The organism is Comamonas sediminis, assembly GCF_041107495.1.
GTDB classification, from domain to species: Bacteria; Pseudomonadota; Gammaproteobacteria; order Burkholderiales; family Burkholderiaceae_C; genus Comamonas; species Comamonas sediminis.
In genome coordinates, this window is record NZ_JBGBDC010000004.1 from 390174 (window position 1) to 409230 (window position 19057).

Here is a 19057-nt window from a genome sequence, read left to right on the forward strand (position 1 = left end):
AGGGCACATTCATGGTCAGCGCTGGCGTGCTGCTGCTGGCCGCGGGCCTGTTCGCCCGAACGGCAACCGCCAGGCGCGCCGCCTGCGCGTAGCGTTCAAAAAGGGCTGTTTTTGGAGGCCGGCAGAGACGGGACCACCCGCCAGTCCGGCTTGGCTTGCCTTGCCCTGGTGCGGCTGCACCAGCAAGCCCCGCAACAGCAAGTCCAGCCCCGCCGCCGCCTGCGCCATGCGCGCCGCACCATCGGCGCCCTCGGCAATCCAGAATGCTGCCTCGGCCAAACTGCCGTAGGCTGGTTCGTTTGTGCTGCTACTGGCGCTGTGGGCTGCGCGGCGCCTGCGGCCAACCTTGCCTGCGGTGGCCGATGGCAGCGCTGCCCCTGCATCCCATGCCGCTTGACGCGGCGACGCCGCTGCCGATGACCCGCAGCCCCAACACCTCGGCATCCTGAAACCCTTGGCCCGCCGGGACGGCCATGGGTCTGGACACCGTGGCCGTCCGCACCGCCGGGATCCTGCCCGCCGGCCTGCTGATGGCCAGTGGGCCCTCGCCGGGCGTTGCTGCCGGCCCGGCCGGGTGGGGAGGTCGTTGCCCGCCTTATGCCTGCACGCATACTTGCCCAACAAATATGCTTAGTAGATTTAATTCGTTTTCGCGGAGTAGGCCCCTGCGCACAATCGCAGCTCTCCCCCGGGCGCCTTTGCGTCCGGGGCTGTGTCCGAGAGATGATGGTTTTTATGCAAGCACTGAGTCCCCTGTCCGTGAAAGCCCTGTTGGCGGACGGCAAAGAGTTCGCGTTTCTGGATGTGCGCGAAGCTGGTGAGTTTGGGGAGGGGCATCCGTTCCTGGCGATTCCGCTGGCCTATAGCCGGCTCGAAGCCGATATCGACCGCCTCGTGCCCAGGCGGTCCACCCGCATCATCCTGATCGATGGCGGCAACGGCGTTGCCCGCCGCGCTGCAGAGGCCCTGGCCGCATGGGGTTACAGCGATCTGTCCATCACCGAGGGCGGGGTGGCTGCCTGGCAGGCCGCTGGCCTGGTGCTGTTCAAGGGGGTCAACCTGCCTTCCAAAACCTTTGGTGAGCTGGCCGAGGCCGCGCTGGGCACGCCCCATATCAGCGCGCGGCAGCTGCAGCAATGGCAGGCATCGGGTCACCCGCTGGTGGTACTGGATGGCAGGCCGCTGGCCGAGTTCAACAAGATGAGCATTCCCGGCGCGATCAGCTGTCCCAATGGGGAGCTGGCGCTGCGCCATGCAGACCTGATACCCGATGCGCAAACCACGGTGGTGGTCAACTGCGCAGGCCGCACCCGCTCCATTGTGGGCGCGCAGACCCTGCGCGATCTGGGTCTGCCCAACCCCATCTATGCGCTGGAAAACGGCACCCAGGGCTGGTATCTGAACGACCTGCCGCTCGACCATGGGCAAAGCCGCAGCTACCCCGAACACCGCCGTGCACCGGCACCCGAGGTAGCGGCCCGCCTTGCCCAGCTAAGCGCCGAGCATGGGGTGGAGCGGATCGGCGCGGCTGGCCTGGCTGTCTGGCTGGCCGACCCGGAACGCACCACCTATCTGCTGGATGTGCGCTCGCCCGAAGAATTTGCTGCCAGCCCGATCGCCGGGGTGGCCCATGCGCCCGGCGGCCAGCTGGTGCAGGCCACCGACCAGTACCTGGGAACGCGCAATGCGCGCCTGGTGCTGGTGGATACCGACGGTCTGCGCGCGCCGATGACGGCGGTCTGGCTGCGCCGCCTGGGGCATGAGGCCTATATAGCCACGCCCGATGCGCTGCCTGCCATCCCCGCAGTGCAGCCGGCCGCAGCGGCGTTGCCCCGCATCCGCAGTGCCGATCTGGCTGCAGACCCTGCTGCCTATGACCTGGTCGATCTGCGCGACAGCGCCAGCTACCGCGCTGGCCATATTGCGGGCGCGCGCTGGTCCATCCGGCCGCTGCTGCAGCGCAACGATGGTGCCCGTCCTACCGTGTTCATCACGGCGGAGCCAGCGCTGGCGGCCGCCGCGGCACGCGATGTGGGCGGCACCGCGCTGGTGCTGACCGAGGGGCCCGCGCAGTGGCGGCACGCGGGTCTGGAGGTGGTGGCCAGCGCCGATGTGCCCAGCGACGCCGAGCGCATCGACTACCTGTTTTTTGTGCATGACCGCCACAGCGGCAACAAGGCGGCCGCACGGGCCTACCTGGAATGGGAAACCGGCCTGCTCGCGCAGATCGATGCGCAGGAACGGGCGCTGTTCTGTTTGCGCTGATCCGCGCCTTCCATTGCCTGCATTCGCCAGGGGCCGTAGCGCGGCCGTTGGCAGCCTCTTTCTCCCTCTCTTTTTGATTCGAACACTCCATGCCTACCAGCCGCCGTATCTTTTTGAAAAACGCCGCCGCCTCCGCCAGCGTGGCCGCGCTGCCCTTTGCGCTGCCGCAGATCGCCTTTGCCGCAGGGTCCACAACGTTGACCATTGCACAGAGCAACGACATCCTGTCGCTCGACCCCGCCAACCACGAGAACAACAGCACGCAGTCGGCGCTGGTCAACCTCTACGAATACCTGGTCAACAAGGAGTTTCCGAACGGCAAGATGGTGTTCACGCCAGCACTGGCCCAGTCCTGGAAGCAGGAAGACCCGCGCACATGGGTGTTTGAGCTGCGCAGCGATGTGCGCTGGCATGACGGCAAACCGTTCACTGCCGACGATGTGAAGTTCACTGTCGAGCGCATGAAGGGCAACCCCAAGCTGCTCAGCGCGGTGGAGAAGTTCCGCTCGGTCGAGAAGGTCGAGGTGCTGGGACCGCACCGGGTGCGCCTGGTTACCAGCAAGCCCGATCCGCTGTTCCTGCACAACTTTGTCGGCAATGGCGGCTCGATCCTGCCCCAGCATGCCTTCCAGGCCGCAGGCAGCGAAGAGGCCTTCTTTGCCAAGCCCATCGGCACCGGGCCCTACCGGTTTGTCGAGTGGAAAAAGGCCGACCGCCTGGTGCTGGCGCGCAACCCGCAGTGGTGGGGTGGGGCGTCGCATTGGGAGCGGGTCGTGATCCGTGCGATCCCGGAGACGGCGACGCGGGTGGCCGAGGCGTTGTCCGGCGGGGTGGACCTGGCGGTGAACATTCCGCCCGAGGATATCGGCCGCCTCAAGGCCAATGCCGATACCGGCATCGTCGCCTTCAATATTGCGCGCAACTTTGGTTTGCACCTGCGTACCGAGCCCGGTGTGGTCACCCACGATGCGCGGGTGCGTGAGGCGATCGACCTGGCGATCAACCGCCAGGAGCTGGCCGACGTCGTGGCCGATGGCTACGCCACCGCCGCGCGCGGCCTGTTCCCGCCCGAGATTCCCAATGCCAACACCCGCCTGACGGCAACCAACTCCTTCAACCCCGACAAGGCCCGCCAGCTGATCCAGGCGGCCGGCGCCAAGGGGGCGAAGATCCGCTTTGGCTCGCCCAGTGGCCGCTACATCAAGGACCGCGAGGTCTCCGAGGCCATTGTCGGCTACCTGCAGGATGTGGGGCTCAATGCGCAGCTCGAAGTGCAGGAGTGGAGCATCTACAACGCGCGCGTGGGCAGTGACTCGCATGGCGAGATCTACTTCTGGGGCATGGGCTCGTACACCGATGCCTCCTTCATTCTGAACATGGGCTCGCTCAAGCGCTTCAATCCGCACTGGAGGAACGCCGAGTTCGAGCGCCTGGCCACCGAGTTGCCTGCCACCACCGGCGAGAAGGAGCGCCAGGCCATCATCTGGCGTGCGCAGGAGATCATCACCCAGGACCGCGCCCGCATCGGCGTGCTCTACCCCAAGGCGATCTACAGCGTCAACAAGCGGGTGCAGTTTGCCGGCCGCTTTGACGAGATGATCCCCGCTGAACAAGTGCGGCGCGCATGATTTTCTCGGCCTTGTGGCGCTTGCTGCTCCAGGCGGTGCCGGTGCTGTTCACGGTCACCCTGATCGTGTTTGCGCTGGTGTTTCTGGCCGGCGACCCGACCGTGATGATGATCCCGGACCAGGCCTCGGAGGCGGACCGCCTGGCCATGGTCGCCGCCTGGGGGCTGGACCAGCCGGTGCACCTGCAGTACCTCAACTACATGCGCAACCTGCTGCATGGCGATTTTGGGACCTCCTACCGCTATGGCAGCTCGGCGCTGCCCATCGTGCTCGAACGCCTGCCCGCCACGTTGCTGCTGGCCGCTGCATCGATGCTGGTGGCCGTGCTGATCGCGGTGCCGGCCGGTATGGCAGCGGCCTTGCGGCGCGGCAGCTGGGTCGACCATGCGGTCTCCGGCGTGGCCGTGCTGGGCAAGGCCATGCCCAATTTCTGGGTCGCCATCATGCTGATCCTGGTGTTTGGCGTCAGCCTGCGCTGGCTGCCGGTATCGGGCAGTGGTACCTGGGCGCACCTGGTAATGCCGGCATTGACCTTGGGCACCGCCTTTGCCGGGGATCTGGCCAAGCTGGTACGCGCCAGCATGCTTGAGACCTTGAGCCAGGACTATATGCGCACCGCCTATGCCAAAGGCATCCCCGACTGGCTGGTGATTGGCAAGCATGCGCTGCGCAATGCGGCGATCCCGACGGTGACGATGACCTCGCTGCACGTCGTGGCGCTGCTGGGTGGCGCGCTGGTGACCGAGACCATTTTTGCCTGGCCGGGCCTGGGCCAGCTGATCGTGCAGGCGATCAACACCAAGGACATGGCGGTGATCCAGATCAGTGTGCTGGTGATTACTGCAATGACCTTGCTGGTGAACTTTCTCACCGATGTGCTCTACCGCCTGATTGACCCGAGGATGAAGCTATGAGCGGCGTGGTTCTCAACACCGGCACGGCCCTGCAGGCCGATGCGCCCGCAGTGGCGGCCCAGCCTTCGCGCCTGCAGCGCTTTTTGCGCGCGCTGTGGCGCAGCCGCAGTGGCCGCTTTGGCGCCATCTTGCTGCTGCTGATCCTGCTGGCCACCTTGGGCGCCGATCTGCTGCCGCTGGCCGACCCGGTCAAACGCCATCTGTCGCTGCGCTACCTGCCGCCCGTCTGGCTGGACAAGGGCCAGTGGGCCTACCCCCTGGGCACCGATGGCCAGGGCCGCGACATGCTGGCGCGCATCATCTATGGCGCGCGCAGCTCGGTAATGGTGGGGCTGGCGGCGGTCGCGCTCTCGGGCGCCATCGGGGTGGCCATCGGCGTGCTGGCAGGGCTGCGCGGCGGCTGGCTGGACCAGGTGCTGATGCGTGTGGTCGATGCCATCCTGGCGATTCCGGCCATGCTGTTCATGCTGGTGGTGGCCCTGGTGGCCGGCGCTGGCCTGGCGCCGCTGATTGTGGTGATAGCGCTCACCAACTGGGTGATCTACACCCGCATTGCGCGGGCCGAGGTGCTGCGCGTCAAGGAGCTGGAGTTCGTGGCGGCGGCGCGGGTCAGCCGTGTGCGCAGCTCACGCCTGCTGCTGCGCCACATCCTGCCCAATATCCTGCCGGCCCTGGTCGTCGTGGCCACCTTGAACATCGGCACCGTCATCCTGACGGAGTCCTCGCTGAGCTTTCTGGGCTTTGGCATCCAGCCGCCCGATATCTCCTGGGGCCAGATGCTGGCCGACGGACGCCAGCAGCTGGCGACCAGCTGGTGGATCAGCACCTTTCCCGGTGTGGCGCTGACGGCCACCGTCTTTAGCATCATCTTGCTGGGCGATTGGCTCAGAGACTACCTGGACCCCCGCCTGCCATGACTGCCGCCCCAAGCCTCGCCCCTGCGGCCAACGCCCCCAGCCTTGCCGTGCTGCAGACCCGCCGGGCAGATACGGTTCTGCGCTACCGCAATGCCGGTGTCACGCTGCAACCCCACGATGGCGGCGAGCCGCTGCGCCTGGTGCGTGGCGTGGACCTGGAAGTTCAACGCAGCCAGGTGGTGGCACTGGTGGGCGAGAGCGGCTCTGGCAAGACCTTGACGGCCTTGAGCGTGCTGGGCCTGCTGCCGGGCAATGCCCGCTTCAGTGCGGATGAGGCCCTGCTCAATGGCCGCGATCTGCGCCAGCTGGGCAAGGCCGATTGGCGCCGCCTGCGCGGGGCCGACGTGGGCATGGTGTTCCAGGAGCCGCTGTCGTCACTGAACCCGGTGCTGACCATTGGCGACCAGATCGAAGAGGTGCTGTACTACAAGCGCCAGCTCACGCGCCGCCAGCGCCGGGCCGAGGCCATTGACCTGCTGGCGCGCATGGGCCTGCCCCGGCCGGCGCAGCTGCTGCAGGATTACCCGTTCCAGCTCTCGGGCGGCATGCGCCAGCGTGTGATGCTGGCTATTGCGATGGCGGGCGAGCCGGCCTTGCTGATTGCCGACGAGCCCACCACAGCGCTGGACAACACCGTACAGGCCCAGGTGCTGGAGCTGATGGTGCGCACCGCCGAGCAGTCCGATGTGGGGGTGCTGCTGATCACCCATGACCTGTCGGTCGTCGCCCAGGTGGCCGACCAGGTGCATGTGATGCGCCACGGCGAGATGGTCGAGTCTGCGCCGGTGCAGCAGCTGTTTGCCCGGCCGCAGGCCGCCTATACGCGCCAGTTGCTGGCGCTGGCGCCACGCATCCCTGCGGTGGTGCGCCAGCCGCTGGCAGAGGCCGGCTTGCCAGCGCCGCAGGCTGCGCAGCAAGCGCCAGCGATTCTGCAGCTTGATGCCGTGAGCAAGTACTACCAACAGCCCCGCGCCTGGCATTTCAAAGCCCAGAAGCACCTGGCGCTCGATAGCGTGTCATTCTCTCTGCAACGGGGGCGCACCCTGGGCCTGGTGGGCGAGTCGGGCAGCGGCAAGTCATCGCTGGCACGCATCATTGCCGGCCTGGCGCAGGCCGATGGCGGGCAGCTGCGCTTTGATGGCGCCGATCTGAGCGACCCGGCAGTGCGCGCAGGCGCCAGTATCCAGATGGTGTTCCAGGACCCGTATGCATCGCTGAACCCGCGCATGCGCATTGGCCAGTTGATCACCGAGCCGCTGGCCGAGCAACCGGGCTGGACGGCAGCGCAGCTGCGTGCGCAAGCGGCCCAGTTACTGGAGATGGTGGGCCTGCCGGCCTCGGCCCTGGACCGCTTTGCCCATGAGCTGTCGGGCGGTCAGCGCCAGCGCGTCTGCATTGCGCGGGCGCTGAGCGTGAAGCCCCAGTTGCTGGTCTGCGACGAGCCCGTCTCCGCACTCGATGTCTCGGTGCAGGCCGAAATCCTGGCGCTGCTGCAGCGGCTCAAAAAGGATTTGCAGCTGAGCATGGTGTTCATCGCCCATGGGCTTGAGAGCGTCTACGCGATCTCGGACGACATCGTGGTGCTGGAAAAGGGCCGGGTGGTGGAAGCCGGCCCGCGTGACCAGATCTTTGGCGCGCCGCGCCACGCCTACACCCGCAGCCTGCTCGATGCGATGCTCGACATCGACCCGTCGCGCAGCCGCTTCAGGACCCGCCCGGCTGCGCCGGCCGGCGCCGCGCTGGCCCGGGTGGCCTGATGCCGCGCCGTGCTTGCGCTGATTCCTTTTTGATTCCCACAGTGTGTAGAACACGATGAGCCTGCCCACCCAACTTCATCTCAACCTCAATATCTATGGTGCAGGCGCCCATGCCGCTGCCTGGCTGTGGCCGCAGAACGAACCGCTGTGGCCGGTGACGCCCGACTATTTTGTCCGCCTGGCCCAGACGGCAGAGCGGGGCGGCTTTGACGCAGTGTTCTTCTCGGACCGCGCGGCCTTCCCCGGCAACAGTCTGCACCGCCCGTTTCCGGCCATCGAGCCCAGCATCCTGCTGACCCTCATCGCCGCGAAGACCGAGCACATCGGCCTGTTGGCGACGGTGTCTTCGTCGTACAACGAGCCCTTCAACATTGCGCGGCGCTTTGCATCGCTGGATCTGGTCAGAGGCGGGCGCTCGGGGGTGAACATCGTCACCTCGGCCGATGTCGAAGCTGCGCGCAACTTTGGCCGCAGCGCGCCGCTGGCGCATGCCGACCGCTACCGGCGCGCAGCGGAGTTCAGCCAGGTGCTCAAGGACCTGTGGGCCAGCTGGGGGCCCGGCGGCATTGTGGCTGACCGCGCAACGGGCCAGTACTTTGACCCGGCGCAGATCCGTCCGATCGCCCACCACGGCGAGTTCTTCTCGGTCGAAGGGCCCATCAACGTACCGCCCAGCCCGCAAGGCCGGCCGCTGGTGGTGCAGGCCGGCGGCTCGGATGCCGGCCTGGACCTGGCCGCCCAGCATGCCGATGCGGTATTTACATTGGCGCCGTCGCTGGCGCAGGCGCAAGGCTACCGCCAGGCGCTGGATACCCGGCTGAAGGCGCTGGGCCGTGCCACCAGCGCCGTCAAGGTGTTCCCCGGCCTGGTCACCGTACTGGGCGGCACCGAGCAGGCCGCGCAGCAGCGCGCCCAGGCGCTGGCCGACCTGGTGCCCATCGAGCAGGGGCTCAACTACCTGTCCGACCTGCTGCAGACCCGCTTTGGCCATGCCGACCTGGACCAGCCGCTGCCCGCTGACCTGCACCTGCCAGGCAACGGCATGACCACCTTTGCGAAGAATGTGCTGGACAAGGCGCGCAGCCATGGCTGGACTGTGCGCGAGCTGATCCGCGCGCAAAACGGCGGCGGCAGCAACCACAACACCATCGTCGGCACGCCAGAGCAGGTGGCCGACTACATGCTGACCTGGTTCCGCAGTGGCGCCATCGATGGCTTCAACCTGATGCATGACGTGCTGCCCTCGGGGCTGGAGGACTTTGTCGACCAGGTGGTGCCGCTGCTGCGCAAGGCAGGGGTCTACCGCGAAACCTATAACGCCAGCACCTTGCGCGGCAACCTGGGGCTGGCTGCGGCCTGAGCCCCTCTTACAACACCCCCGCCGGGCCCGGCCCGCGCTTTTTGCAGAACCGTTTATGACAATCGACCCTCCCCAGACCCTGACCCCCGCAGCACAGAGCGCGGCCAGCGGAACCGCCCGCACCGACTGGCAAGCGCTGTTTGACGAGATCGCCGCCGGCTCGGCCGAGCGCGAGGAAAAGCGCATTCTGCCGTTTGCGCAGATCCAAGCCTTGAAGGACCGCCGCTTTGGCGCCTACCGCCTGCCGGTGGCCGATGGCGGCACGGGGGCCAGCATGGCGGGGCTGATGGAGCAGGTGATAGCGCTGGGCGCAGCCGATTCCAACGTTGCGCATATCTTGCGCAACCACTTTGTCTTTGTGGAGCGCTTTGCGCGCAACCCGGTCAGTGCGCAGGCGCATTTCTGGCGCGATCAGGTGGCCCAGGGGGCGATCTTCGGCCTCGCCAACACCGAGCTGGCACAGGCCAGAAGCGGCGAAAAGACCTTCACACGCCTGGTGCCCGACGGCGCCCACTTTCGCATGACCGGCGCCAAGTTCTACAGCACTGGCAGCCTGTATGCGGATTTCGTCATCGTGCGGGCACGCGACGCGCAGGAGCGCGATGTCACTGCCATCATCCCCACGCGGCGCGAAGGCGTGAACCTGGTCGATGACTGGGATGCCATGGGCCAGCGCATGACCGGCAGCGGCACCACCTTGTTCGACAGCGTGCGGGTGGAGCCCGAGGAGATCATCGTGGACAGCGCCGGCACCGGCTACAGCCGGCCCTACAAAAGCACCTTGCCCCAGCTGTTCCTGACGGCGGTGAACACCGGCATCTTGCGGGCCATTGTGCGTGATGCGTCGGCGATGCTGCACAAGCGGTCGCGCAAGGGCTTTTTCTTTGCCGCTGCCGATACCCCGGCAGAAGACCCGTTGCTGCTGAAGATCGTCGGCGATCTGTCGGCCCAGCTGTTTGCCGCTGAGGCAGTGGTGGCTGCGGCCAGCCATGCGCAGGATGCCTCGCTGGCCACGGCGGAGGGCGACCCCGCGCTGAAAGACACTGCCCACCATGCCGCCGTGCTGGCTGCCAAGGCCAAGCTCATCGTCGATGGCCTGGTGCTGCAGGCCGGCACGGCAGTGTTTGACCTGGGCGGCGCCTCCTCCACGTTGCGCACGCAGAACCTGGACCGCCACTGGCGCAATGCCCGCACCGTGGCATCGCACAACCCGGCGCTGTACAAGGCGCTGGCGCTGGGCAAGCTGGCCGTGCATGGCGAGCCGCTGCCCGACAAGGACTTTTTCTAAGTCAGTGCCCTTCGCTGGCCACCGCGCCGCTGCGGTGCCCCACGGTGGCCTGTTGCTGACCACGGCTGCGCAGCAGCGCCACCGACAGCGCTGCGGCCAACACCAGCACCACGGCAGTGGCCATCACCGCCATAAAGCCCTGGTCAAACGCTGCGTGGGCCAGGCCCAGCAGCTGGGCCGCTGCCTCGGGCGGCAACTTTTCTGCAGCCAGCAACGCGGCGTCGATGCCATCGCTGGCGCCGGTGGCCTGCAGCTGGGCCGGCAGCACCAGGCTGCTGGTATAGCGCCAGGACAGCACGCTGCCCAACAGCGCCACGCCCAGCACGCCGCCAAACTCGTAGGATACCTCTTCGACCGAGGCGGCCATGCCCGCGTGCTCGGGCGGCGCACTGTTCATCACCGCATTGGAGGCGGCGGTGATGGTGGCGCCCACGCCCAGGCCCAGGACGGCCAGCACGGCGATTTTCTGCAGACTGTGGGCGCCCGTGTTGAGGCTCATCGTCAATGCACACAGTGCCACTGCGCTGACCAACAGCCCCGCCAGAATCAGCCGGTGCGTGCCCAGGCGCGACAGCGCCCAGCCGGCGATGGGGCCGGCCACAAAGGCCGCCACCGGGATCGGCAAGATCGCCAGCCCCGCTTGCAGCGGGCTCAGCCCCAGCACCAGCTGCAGGCGCTGGCTGAACACCAGCTCCACGCCCACCAAGGCGACGGCTGCCACCACGGCGGCAATCACACCGCCCGAGAACGTGGGAATGCGGAACAGGCGCAGCTCGATCAGCGGCTGGGCCCGGCGGAGCTGGCGGCGGATAAAGACGGCCAGCACCACGGCGCTGAGGATGCCCATCAGCGCGGCAAAGCCCAGTGACGGCGCAGGCTTGGCCAGCTCCTTGATGCTGAGCACCAGGCTGACCATGGCGACCATCGCCTGCAGCGAGCTGGTGTAGTCCCAGCCAGCCAGGCTGGCCTTGTGCTGGAGGCGGTCTGCGGGAATCAGCCACACGGTCAGCACCAGCGCCAGCGCCACGATGGGCACATTGACCAAAAACACCGAGCCCCACCAGAAGTACTCCAGCAGCACGCCGCCGACGACAGGGCCCAGCGCCGCGCCGCCCGAGGCGACCGAGGCCCAGATGCCAATGGCCACCGAGCGCTCGCGCTGGTCGGGAAAGCTCATGCGGATGATGGCCAGGGTCGCGGGCATCATGATGGCCGCGCCCACGCCCAGCAGCGCGCGGGCGGCTATCAACATGGCTGCATTGGGGGAATAGGCGGCTGCCAGCGAGGCGATGCCAAAGACCACCAGGCCGAGCATGAACATGCGCCGGTAGCCCAGGCGGTCGCCTAGGGCGCCGGTGCTCAGCAGCAGGCCGGCGACGACCAGCGCATAGGCGTTGACGATCCACAGCTTCATCGAGGTGGACGCGGCCAGGTCATGGGTGAGTGTGGGCAGCGCGGTGTAGAGCACCGTCATGTCGACGACGATCAGCAGCAGGGCCATGGATACGATGGCCAGCACCAGCCATCTTCTGGAATGCAGTGCCATGGTCAGACTCCCAGTTCTTTCATCATCGTGACGGACACGGGCTGGCAGCCCAGGCGCTCGAACAGCCGGTGCGCGCCCTGGTTGCCGATGCCGCTTTCCAGAAACAGGCGTTGCAGACCTTCAGCCTGCAGCTGCGCGCAGACCCAGCCAAACAGTGCCTGGCCCAGACCCTGGCCGCGTGCGGCGGGGCTGACCACCAGGTCATCCAGGGTGGCAAACGGGGTGGGCGCGCGCTGCTCCTCGTCGAGCGAGACAAAGGCGATGCCGACCAGCGCGCCGCCCTGGTGGGCGGTGGCGATGCGCTGCATCGCGTTGGCCTTAGGCGCGGCGAGGGTGGCCTCAATCTGCAGGGCCATGCTGTCGGCCAGCTGGGGGCTCCATTGGCCCGGTGCGATGGCGCGCGGAGACTGCAGCTCGCCATGGGAGATGTAATGGGGACTGAGCTGGCCCATGAACAGCGCCAGGATCGCTGGCGACTGTGCGGGGTCGTGGCACCAGGCCATCGTCAGGGCGGGTGCTTGTTGGTTGATCGATTGCATAGCCTGGATATTGCGCCATAAAAATAGATTGATAAAGTTGGAATCCATCAATAAAACAGATGGATGCGTTACAGTGCCAGGCTATGGAATGGACCATTGAACAATTGCGGCAGTTTGTGGCCACCGCCGACAGCGGCTCTTTCTCAGCCGCTGCACGCAGCCTGGGCAAGGCGCAATCTGCTGTCAGCACCGCGGTGGGCATGCTGGAGGTCGACCTGGGCGTGGTGCTGTTTGACCGCTCGCACCGCAATGCCCAACTGACCGATGCGGGCCGGGTGCTGCTGCTGGAGGCGCGCGAGCTGCTGCGCCAGGCCGAGCAGCTGGACCAGCGCGCGCAGGCGCTCAGCGGCGGGGCCGATGCCGAGCTGGCACTGGCGATTGACGAGGCGCTGCCCTATACCGCCGTGGCGACCATGCTGCGCGAGATGGCGCAGCGGTTTCCGAGCCTGGAGTTGCTGCTGCTCAACGGCACCGCCACCGAGGTGGCCGACTATGTGGCCCAGGGGCGCGCCGGCATCGCCATCCACATCGACCGGGGGCCCGTGCTGCACCATTTTGAGCAGCGCCACCTGGGCACCGTGGCCCAGGGCGTGTTTGTGGCCGCCGACCACCCACTGGCCGATGGCCAGGCCGTGAGCCTGCAGGCGCTGGCCCAGCACCGGCAGTTGCTGATGCACACCGAGGACGTGCATGAGCGCGCCTACAGCCCGCGCGTGTGGCGCTCGGACAGCTTCTACAACATCGCAGACATGGTGGCCGACAACCTGGGATGGGCGGTGCTGCCGGTCAATATTGCGCACTACGAGGGCAACCGCCAGGCGCTGCGTGAAGTGCCTTGCCCGGCGCTGGCGCTGCCCCGGCTGTCGGTGCGCATGCTCTGGCGCCAGGGCGCGCAGCGCAGCCCGACGGCGAAGTATGTGGAAGCGCGCTTTGGCCAGCTGTTGGCGGCCATTTAGTGCGAGCCGTAGGGCGTGGAGTAGCTGGTGTTTTCATCGACATCCAGCCCCTTGCCCACATACGGAAAAGCCCGCTGCGGGCACTGCGTGCGCTCGCAGACCTTGCAGCCCATGCCGATGGGGGTGGCGGCTTCCGGGTCTTCCAGCGCGATGCCCTTGGCATAGACCAGCTGCGGTGCATGGCGCAGGTCGCAGCCCAGGCCGATGGAAAAGGTTTTGCGGGGGGCGCCATAGCCGCGCTGCCCGCCGGAGACGCTGCGGGCGATCCACAGATAGCGCCGGCCATCGGGCATCGCGGCCAGCTGCGCGAGTACCTGGCCGGGCTGGCCAAAGGCCTCGTAGACATTCCACAGCGGGCAGGTGCCACCGGTGCGGCTGAAATGGAAATGCGTGGCCGACTGGCGCTTGGAGATATTGCCGGCCCGGTCCACGCGCACAAAGAAAAAGGGCACGCCGGGGTTGTCGGGCCGCTGCAAGGTGCTGAGCCGGTGGCAGACGGTTTCAAAGCCGACGGCAAAGCGCTGGCCCAGCAGGTCGATGTCGTAGCGCAGCGCCTGGGCGGCCTGCAAAAACGGGCCATAGGGCAGCAGCAGCGCACCGGCAAAGTAGTTGGCCAGGCCCAGGCGCGCCAGCCGCTGCGCGGAAGGGTCGTCGGCCAGCGCGGGCACGCGGATGAGGCTGTCGAGTTGGGGGCCGATCTCCAGCAGCGCCAGCTGCGTGGCCAACTGAAAGGCTTGCTGCGCCGGCGCCAGCGTGGGTGACAGCTGCAGCAGGCGCGAGGCCGGGTCAAACTGCCGCTTGCTGGCGCCTGCGCTTTGCACCTGCTGCACCTGAACCTGGTGCTCGCGCTCCAGGCGCTGCACCAGCCAGTCCACCAGGGGACCGCCCTGGGCCTGCGCCTGCATCGCCAGGTCTTCGGCTGCGCGGTCCACCGCATCGAAATAGTTCTGGTGCGAGAAGAAGAAATCGCGCACCACCTCGAATGGCATCGCGGCCGGCCCTTTGGCATGGGCACGTTCATCGCTGCGGTCGTCACCCAACTGCAGCGACAGCGCTTCGAGCCGCTCCATGGTGTCCAGATGGCGGCGGTACAGCGCCACCACCGCCGCGCCCAGCGCCGGCATTTGCGCGGCCACTTCTTGCAGCTCGGGCAGGGCGATGGCCTCGGGTGCATCGGCCAGGGCTTCGCGCAGCCCCGCAACCAGGCGTGCCTCCTCGTCTTCGGAAAACTGCTGGATGTCCACCCCCAGGCTGCGGTGCAGCTTGAGCAGCACCGACACCGTCAAGGGCCGCTGGTTTTGCTCCAGCTGGTTGAGGTAGCTGGGCGACAGGCCCAGCGCGTGGGCCAGCGCAATCTGCGACAGGTTGCGCTCGGCACGCAGCTTGCGCAGCTTCACGCCCATGAAGGTTTTTTTCATAGCCAGATCTCTTGTTTCATCCGGGGTAGTAGTCGCGGCGAGGGTTTGCCAATTTTGCGGATTCTATCAATTCGCAAAATTCGCAAAATGGCTATTTTCATTCGCAGAAATTCGCCATTTCAGTGCTATCCACGGCATGGCATTTTGCGTAAATTGCGAAGCATGACACAACCCATCGGCATTGTTGAACTGCAGGAACTGGTACTGCCGGCGCTGGCCAACCACCACGGCACGCTGTTTGCGGGCCAGGGTCTGCAGTTGATGGCCAAGGCCGCGTTTCTGGCGGCCCGCAGCCTCGCGCAACGTGAGGTGGTGATGGCGGCCGTCAGCCGGGTGGACTTTGTGGCACCGGCACAGGTAGGCCATGGCCTGACCTTGCGTGCCTGGGTCAGCCGGGTGGGGCGCAGCTCGATGACGGTCTGCGTCACCGGCCTGGCGGACCTGCCCGGTACACCACCAGAGGAAATTCTCAAAGGTTTGTTTGAAATGGTGGCCGTCGATGCCAAAGGCCGGCCCGTCTCTGTTGATTGCGCATATTTGAACCAGGAAACCCCGCTATGACCACCACGACCACCGAGGCCACTGCGCCCAGCACGCCTGCGACCTTCAAACCCAAGAAATCGGTAGCGCTCGCCGGCGTGACAGCGGGCAACACCGCCTTGTGCACCGTGGGCCGCAGCGGCAATGACCTTCACTACCGGGGCTATGACATTCTGGACATGGCCCAGGTCTGCGAGTTTGAGGAAATTGCCCACCTGCTGGTACACGGCAAGCTGCCCAACCGCGCAGAACTGCGGGCCTACAAGGACAAGCTCAAGGCGCTGCGCGGCCTGCCCGCCAGCGTCAAGCAGGCGCTGGAGCAGCTGCCGGCGGCCAGCCACCCGATGGATGTGATGCGCACGGGCGTATCGGTGCTGGGCTGCACTCTGCCCGAGAAGGACGACCACAACCTGCCCGGCGCCCGCGACATTGCCGACCGCCTGATGGCCTCGCTGGGCTCGATGCTGCTGTACTGGTACCACTTCAGCACTTCGGGCAAATGCATTGATGTGGAGACCGATGACGACTCCATCGGCGCGCATTTTCTGCACCTGTTGCATGGCAAGAAGCCCAGCGCGCTGTGGGAGCGGGCCATGCACACCTCGCTCAATCTGTATGCCGAGCATGAGTTCAACGCCTCGACTTTCACCGCCCGTGTGGTGGCCGGTACCGGCAGCGACATGTATTCGGCCATCACCGGCGCGATTGGCGCGCTGCGCGGCCCCAAGCACGGCGGCGCCAACGAGGTGGCCTTCGAGATCCAGAAGCGCTACGACAGCGCCGATGCTGCCGAGGCCGATATCCGCCGCCGGGTGGAGAACAAGGAGGTGGTGATCGGCTTTGGCCACCCCGTCTACACCGTCAGCGACCCGCGCAACGTCGTCATCAAGGGCGTCGCCAAGGAGCTGTCGCTGGAGGCCGGATCCACGAAGATGTATGACATTGCCGAGCGCCTGGAGACGGTGATGTGGGAGGTCAAGAAGATGTTCCCCAACCTCGACTGGTTCAGCGCTGTGAGCTACCACATGATGGGCGTGCCCACTGCGATGTTCACGCCGCTGTTTGTGATTGCGCGCACCAGCGGCTGGGCTGCGCATGTGATTGAGCAGCGCGTGGACAACAAGATCATCCGCCCCAGCGCGCATTACACGGGGCCGGAAGACCAGGTGTTCCAGCCCATCGACCAGCGCGGATGATCAACTGCCGGCTGATCCGACTTCTCCCGATCCCTATAGAAATAGCGACACCGTGCGGGTCGCCTGCCCGCCGGTTTGCACTGCCCCATGAACACCGATTACAGACAAGCACTGGCCGGCACCGGCCTGGATTATTTTGATGCGCAGGCGGCAGTCGATGCGCTGGCGCCCGGCGCCTGGGCCCGCCTGCCGTACACGGCGCGGGTGCATGCCGAAAACCTGGTGCGCCGCGCCGACCCGGCCCAGTTGCCGGACTACCTGCGCCAGCTGATCGAGCGCAGGCGCGATACCGACTTTCCCTGGTTCCCCGTGCGCGTGGTCTGCCATGACATCCTGGGCCAGACCGCCTTGGTGGACCTGGCGGGCCTGCGCGATGCGATTGCCCAGGCGGGCGGTGACCCGGCCGCCGTCAACCCGGTGGTGCCGGTGCAGCTGATCGTGGACCATTCGCTGGCCGTGGAATGCGGCGGGTTTGACCCCGAGGCCTTTGAGAAGAACCGCGCGATCGAGGACCGCCGCAACGAGGACCGCTTCCATTTCATCGAATGGAGCAAGAAGGCCTTTGCGAACGTGGACGTGATCCCGGCGGGCAACGGCATCATGCACCAGATCAATCTGGAGAAGATGTCGCCGGTGGTCTATGTGCAGGATGGCGTCGCCTTTCCCGACACCTGCGTGGGCACGGACAGCCATACCCCGCATGTGGATGCGCTGGGCGTGATTGCGGTGGGCGTGGGCGGCCTGGAGGCCGAGAACGTGATGCTGGGACGGGCCTCGTGGATGCGCTTGCCCGACATTGTCGGCGTGGCCTTGAGCGGCCGGCCCCAGCCGGGCATCACCGCGACCGACATCGTGCTGGCGCTGACGGAGTTTTTGCGCCAGCAAAAGGTGGTGGGCGCTTATGTGGAGTTTTATGGCGAGGGTGCGCGCAGCCTCTCGATTGGCGACCGCGCCACCATTGCCAATATGTGCCCGGAGTACGGCGCCACTGCCGCGCTGTTTGCGGTGGATGAGCAGACCTTGGCCTACCTGCGGCTGACGGGCCGCGATGAAAAGCAGGTGCAGCTGGTCGAGACCTATGCCAAGACCGCCGGCTTCTGGGCCGACAGCCTGGCCCAGGTGAGCTATGAACGGGTGCTGCAGTTTGACCTGTCGACCGTGGTGCGCAATATGGCCGGCCCCTCCAACCCGCACCGCCGCCTGCCGACCTCGCAGCTGGCCGAGCGCGGCATTGCCGGCGCCGAGCCCCTGGCGCTGGCGCGCGCGCAGGAGGCGCAGGGCCTGCTGCCCGATGGCGCCGTCATCATCGCCGCCATCACCAGCTGCACCAACACCAGCAATCCGCGCAATGTGATGGCCGCGGCGCTGCTGGCGCGCAATGCCCGGCGCCTGGGCCTGGTGCGCAAGCCCTGGGTGAAGACCTCGCTCGCGCCCGGCTCCAAGGCGGTGGAGCTGTATCTGCAAGAGGCTGGGCTGCTGGAGGACCTGGAGGCGCTGGGTTTTGGCATCGTCGCCTTTGCCTGCACCACCTGCAATGGCATGAGCGGCGCGCTCGATCCCCGGATTCAGCAGGAGATCATCGATCGCGACCTGTATGCCACAGCCGTGCTCTCGGGCAACCGCAATTTCGATGGCCGCATCCACCCCTATGCCAAGCAGGCGTTTCTGGCCTCGCCCCCGCTGGTGGTGGCCTATGCGATTGCGGGCACGGTGCGTTTTGATATCGAGAAGGATGTGCTGGGCATCGTCGATGGGCGGGAAATCCGTCTGCAAGACCTTTGGCCCAGCGATGCGGAGATCGATGCCGTCGTGGCCCAGGCTGTGAGGCCAGCGCAGTACCGCGCGGTCTACGAGCCGATGTTTGCGCTGCGCGTGGACGATGGCGAGCAGGCCGAGGCGCAGTATGCTTGGCGCCCCCAGTCCACCTATATCCGCCGGCCGCCGTATTGGGACACCGAAGGTGTGGGCGCGCTGGCCGCACACCCGCGCAGCCTGCAGGGCATGCGGCCGCTGGCGCTGCTGCCGGACAACATCACCACCGACCACCTCTCGCCATCCAACGCGATTCTGGCCAGCTCGGCCGCTGGGGAGTACCTGGCCAAGATGGGCCTGCCCGAGGAGGACTTCAACTCCTACGCCACCCACCGGGGCGACCACCTGACGGCGATGCGCGCCACCTTTGCCAACCCCCAGCTTGTCAACGAGATGGCCGTGGTTGATGGCCAGGTGCAAAAGGGTTCGCTGGCCCGCATCGAGCCCGAGGGCCGGGTGGTGCGCATGTGGGAGGCGATGGAGACCTATCTGGCGCGCCGCCAGCCGCTGATCATCATTGCCGGCGACGACTACGGCCAGGGCTCTAGCCGCGACTGGGCCGCCAAGGGCGTGCGCCTGGCCGGGGTGGAGACGGTGGTGGCCGAGGGCTTTGAGCGCATCCACCGCACCAACCTGATCGGTATGGGCGTGCTGCCTTTGGAGTTCAGGCCCGGCACCACGCGCAAGACGCTGCAACTGGATGGCACGGAGACCTATGATGTGGAAGGTGAACGCACACCGCTGGCCACGCTGAGCCTGGTGGTCCGGCGCCGCAATGGCCAGACTGACCGCGTGTCGGTGACCTGCCGCCTCGATACTGGCGAGGAGGTGTCTGTCTACGAGGCAGGCGGAGTGCTGCAGCGCTTTGCGCAGGATTTTCTGGCATCCCGCGCTGCGCAAGCCGCCCCGGTGTGAATGCCC

Annotated in this window: 14 protein-coding genes; 11 read left to right on the plus strand and 3 right to left on the minus strand. The window is 66.6% G+C overall.

The annotated features are described in order from the left end of the window. The first annotated feature begins 735 nt into the window (after window positions 1–735). The 7 genes from AB7A72_RS11910 (at window position 736) to AB7A72_RS11940 (ending at window position 10129) form a co-directional block, all read left to right on the plus strand. Window positions 736–2265, plus strand: a complete 1530-nt coding sequence (locus AB7A72_RS11910) for a rhodanese-like domain-containing protein (protein ID WP_369460093.1) — start codon at window positions 736–738, stop codon at window positions 2263–2265. An 89-nt stretch (window positions 2266–2354) separates the two neighbouring features. Then, window positions 2355–3893: an ABC transporter substrate-binding protein gene (locus tag AB7A72_RS11915; RefSeq protein WP_369460094.1), complete on the plus strand. Its 1539-nt coding sequence runs from the start codon at window positions 2355–2357 to the stop codon at window positions 3891–3893. Next, on the plus strand, window positions 3890–4807 hold the full coding sequence (locus AB7A72_RS11920; RefSeq protein ID WP_313333257.1) for an ABC transporter permease: 918 nt from the start codon (window positions 3890–3892) through the stop codon (window positions 4805–4807). The genes AB7A72_RS11915 and AB7A72_RS11920 overlap by 4 nt, the downstream gene beginning before the upstream one ends. Beyond that, window positions 4804–5724 carry an ABC transporter permease gene (locus tag AB7A72_RS11925; RefSeq protein WP_369460095.1) on the plus strand — a complete coding sequence of 307 codons (921 nt, stop codon included), beginning with the start codon at window positions 4804–4806 and terminating at the stop codon, window positions 5722–5724. The genes AB7A72_RS11920 and AB7A72_RS11925 overlap by 4 nt, the downstream gene beginning before the upstream one ends. Further along, the gene (locus tag AB7A72_RS11930) at window positions 5721–7481 is read left to right on the plus strand and encodes a dipeptide ABC transporter ATP-binding protein (protein WP_369460096.1); all 1761 of its coding nucleotides are present in this window, start codon (window positions 5721–5723) and stop codon (window positions 7479–7481) included. Before AB7A72_RS11925 ends, AB7A72_RS11930 begins: the two co-directional genes overlap by 4 nt. Window positions 7482–7536: 55 nt before the next feature. Further along, the gene (locus tag AB7A72_RS11935; RefSeq protein WP_369460097.1) at window positions 7537–8841 is read left to right on the plus strand and encodes an NtaA/DmoA family FMN-dependent monooxygenase; all 1305 of its coding nucleotides are present in this window, start codon (window positions 7537–7539) and stop codon (window positions 8839–8841) included. Window positions 8842–8896: 55 nt separating this feature from the next. After that, window positions 8897–10129, plus strand: coding sequence for an acyl-CoA dehydrogenase family protein (locus AB7A72_RS11940; RefSeq protein WP_369460098.1), 1233 nt, complete (start codon window positions 8897–8899; stop codon window positions 10127–10129). A 1-nt stretch (window position 10130) separates the two neighbouring features. Here AB7A72_RS11940 and AB7A72_RS11945 read toward each other — a convergent pair whose 3' ends face one another. Both AB7A72_RS11945 and AB7A72_RS11950 read right to left on the minus strand, forming a co-directional pair. Continuing rightward, window positions 10131–11675 (minus strand): MFS transporter, encoded by a 1545-nt coding sequence (locus AB7A72_RS11945; RefSeq protein ID WP_369460099.1) that lies wholly within the window; start codon window positions 11673–11675, stop codon window positions 10131–10133. A gap of 2 nt (window positions 11676–11677) precedes the next feature. Next, window positions 11678–12214 (minus strand): GNAT family N-acetyltransferase, encoded by a 537-nt coding sequence (locus tag AB7A72_RS11950; protein ID WP_369460100.1) that lies wholly within the window; start codon window positions 12212–12214, stop codon window positions 11678–11680. A gap of 83 nt (window positions 12215–12297) precedes the next feature. Here AB7A72_RS11950 and AB7A72_RS11955 point away from each other — a divergent pair, with 83 nt between their 5' ends. Continuing rightward, window positions 12298–13170: a LysR family transcriptional regulator gene (locus AB7A72_RS11955; RefSeq protein ID WP_369460101.1), complete on the plus strand. Its 873-nt coding sequence runs from the start codon at window positions 12298–12300 to the stop codon at window positions 13168–13170. On the opposite strand, the gene AB7A72_RS11960 is transcribed toward AB7A72_RS11955, so the two are convergent. Beyond that, on the minus strand, window positions 13167–14588 hold the full coding sequence (locus AB7A72_RS11960) for a short-chain fatty acyl-CoA regulator family protein (RefSeq protein ID WP_369460102.1): 1422 nt from the start codon (window positions 14586–14588) through the stop codon (window positions 13167–13169). The genes AB7A72_RS11955 and AB7A72_RS11960 overlap by 4 nt on opposite strands. A 162-nt stretch (window positions 14589–14750) precedes the next feature. Between AB7A72_RS11960 and AB7A72_RS11965 the strand changes: the two genes are divergently transcribed. From AB7A72_RS11965 to acnD, 3 genes are all read left to right on the plus strand, one after another. Then, window positions 14751–15149: an acyl-CoA thioesterase gene (locus tag AB7A72_RS11965; RefSeq protein ID WP_369460103.1), complete on the plus strand. Its 399-nt coding sequence runs from the start codon at window positions 14751–14753 to the stop codon at window positions 15147–15149. Continuing rightward, on the plus strand, window positions 15146–16324 hold the full coding sequence (gene prpC, locus AB7A72_RS11970) for a bifunctional 2-methylcitrate synthase/citrate synthase (RefSeq protein ID WP_369460104.1): 1179 nt from the start codon (window positions 15146–15148) through the stop codon (window positions 16322–16324). Before AB7A72_RS11965 ends, prpC begins: the two co-directional genes overlap by 4 nt. Window positions 16325–16411: 87 nt before the next feature. Beyond that, complete coding sequence (gene acnD / locus AB7A72_RS11975; protein WP_369460105.1) at window positions 16412–19051, plus strand: Fe/S-dependent 2-methylisocitrate dehydratase AcnD; 2640 nt, start codon at window positions 16412–16414, stop codon at window positions 19049–19051. The last annotated feature ends 6 nt before the right edge of the window (window positions 19052–19057 follow it).